The sequence below is a fragment of the Kitasatospora sp. Root107 genome (genome assembly GCF_001424875.1).
GTDB lineage: Bacteria > Actinomycetota > Actinomycetes > Streptomycetales > Streptomycetaceae > Kitasatospora.
In genome coordinates, this window is the sequence record NZ_LMCT01000030.1 from 13,285 (window position 1) to 15,192 (window position 1,908).

Genomic DNA, 1,908 nt, shown 5'->3' on the forward strand with positions numbered 1-1,908 from the left:
GTATACGTGTCCAGGACCTGTACGGGGCCGGCGGGCCGGAAGAACCAGCACCAGGGTGGTGGCGGAGTCGACGCCGAGCTGCTCCAGCGGGATGTCAGTGCCGATCTGCTCGGGGGTGACGTCGAGCAGATCCGCCAGGTACTCCCTTAGCCAGTCGGTCAGTTGCTGCCGGGTCATGCCGCCTCCTCGCTTTCGACGGTGCCGGTGTCGGGCTGGTCGTCCAGGGGTGCGGCCGGGCCGAGGATCGGCTCCAGCCAGCTGTCGAGTGCGGCCACGGTGGGGTGCTGCAGGATGACCCCGACCGGGACCTCGGCGCCGAAGGCCCGCTGCAGGGCCGCCGAGATCCTGGCTGCCAGCAGCGAGTCGCCGCCGGCCTCCAGGAAGTCGTCCGCGAGGTCGACCTGGCTCAGGCCGAGCACTGCGCGGTAGATCTCGACGATCTTCAACTGACGGTCCGTGGTCGGCGGTTGGGCGGCCCGGCTGCGGCCGGTCCGCCGGGCCCCGGCCTTCGCCAGGGTACCCCGGTCGACCTTTCCGGTGCGGCTGAGCGGGAGCCGGTCCAGCGCGAGCAGCCGGGTCGGGACCATGTGCTTGGGCAGCCGCTCGGCCGTGTACTCCCGGAGCGCCTCGCGGTCGAACCGACGGGTGGTCAGCGGCCCCTGGGCGGCGATCACGTCGAAACCGACCGAGGCCGGGCCGTCCGCCGGCCGGGTCAGGACGGTGCTCCCGCCGAAGCCGGTGCTGCCGAGCAGGTCCGCCCACTGCTCGAGGTCGAGCAACGGGTGTCCCCAGCCCCGGAGTTCGGTGTCCTCGTACCCGTCGAAGCCCTGCTGGAGGCCCATCGTGAGGTCGAACCACGGGCGGAAGGCGGTCTGTTCGACCATCAGCAGCGTTCCGCCGGGGGCCAGCACGGAGCGCAGGGTGTCCAGGCCGGGGCCGATCCGGCGGATGTCGTGCAGCACGCTCGCCGCGATCACCAGGTCGGCCGACAGGCCCTCGTGGCCCTGGAGTTCGGGTGCCTGGTCGAGGTTGAACAGGCCGGGCCGGAGGAACTCGTAGCCGCCGAAGACCTCGCGGGCCCGGTCGGTGAAGTACGGCGAGATGTCGGTGAACAGGTAGTCCGTGCGGTCGGCCGGCAGCAGCGGCAGCAGGTGGCGAGGACGCGCAGCGGCCGGTCGGCGGGCCAGTCGGCCACCAGTCGGCGGACGGCCTCGGTGGCCACGGCGTAGGCGGGCCCGAACAGCCGGGCGTAGACCTCGGGGGTGCGGTCGGAGGCGTACAGCTCGGCGGAGTGCAGGGACTGGGTGAGGATGTCCGCCAGGCCGCCGGCCAGCGACAGCATCCAGTCGATCAGGTCGTCCGGGACCTCAAGAGTGGTCCGCAGCGCCTCCCGGGCGCCGGCCGCGACCTGATCGGTGATCAGCGCGGGGAAGGTCCTGGCCACCTCCAGGCCCTCGGACGTCCGGCGCAGCAGTCCGTGCTCGCACAGCACGCCGACCGCGCGGGCCAGCCAGCGTTCGTAGCGCGGGGCCACCCCGGCGGCCAGGGCGGCGGCCGGGTCGAAGCGCTCGCCCGGGGTGTGCGGCAGGCCGAGCGCCCGGAAGGCGGTGGCCGCCGCTGCCACGTACACCTGGTCCAACGCCGCCCAGGCGGCGCGCAGTTCGGTGCGGTCGGGACCAGGGGCGGGCAGCAGGGCGGTCGCGTCCAGGGCCTGGCGACATCGGGCGGTCTCGGCCGGGTCGGCCGTACCGGTCAGCAGCAGCGAGCCGTCCGTGCGGTCGGGCACCACGAAGCCGAGCAGCTTGGCGCTGCCGCTCTCGTCGGTGGACTTGACCACCACGGCGGACTCCACACCGGGGTGCCGGCCGATCACCGCCTCGATCTCGCCGCACTCGATCCGGTGCCCGC

At 73.4% G+C, this 1,908-nt stretch carries 2 protein-coding genes; both read right to left on the reverse strand.

What is annotated here, in order from left to right; all coding sequences use genetic code 11:
* The coding region (locus ASC99_RS42195) for an acyl carrier protein (protein ID WP_162257915.1) at nucleotides 1-177 on the reverse strand (177 nt) is incomplete at its 3' end.
* Nucleotides 174-1,346, reverse strand: coding sequence for a phosphopantetheine-binding protein (locus ASC99_RS39805; RefSeq protein WP_369825158.1), 1,173 nt, complete (start codon nucleotides 1,344-1,346; stop codon nucleotides 174-176). The genes ASC99_RS39805 and ASC99_RS42195, both read right to left, overlap by 4 nt.
* Between the last annotated feature and the right edge of the window lie 562 nt (nucleotides 1,347-1,908).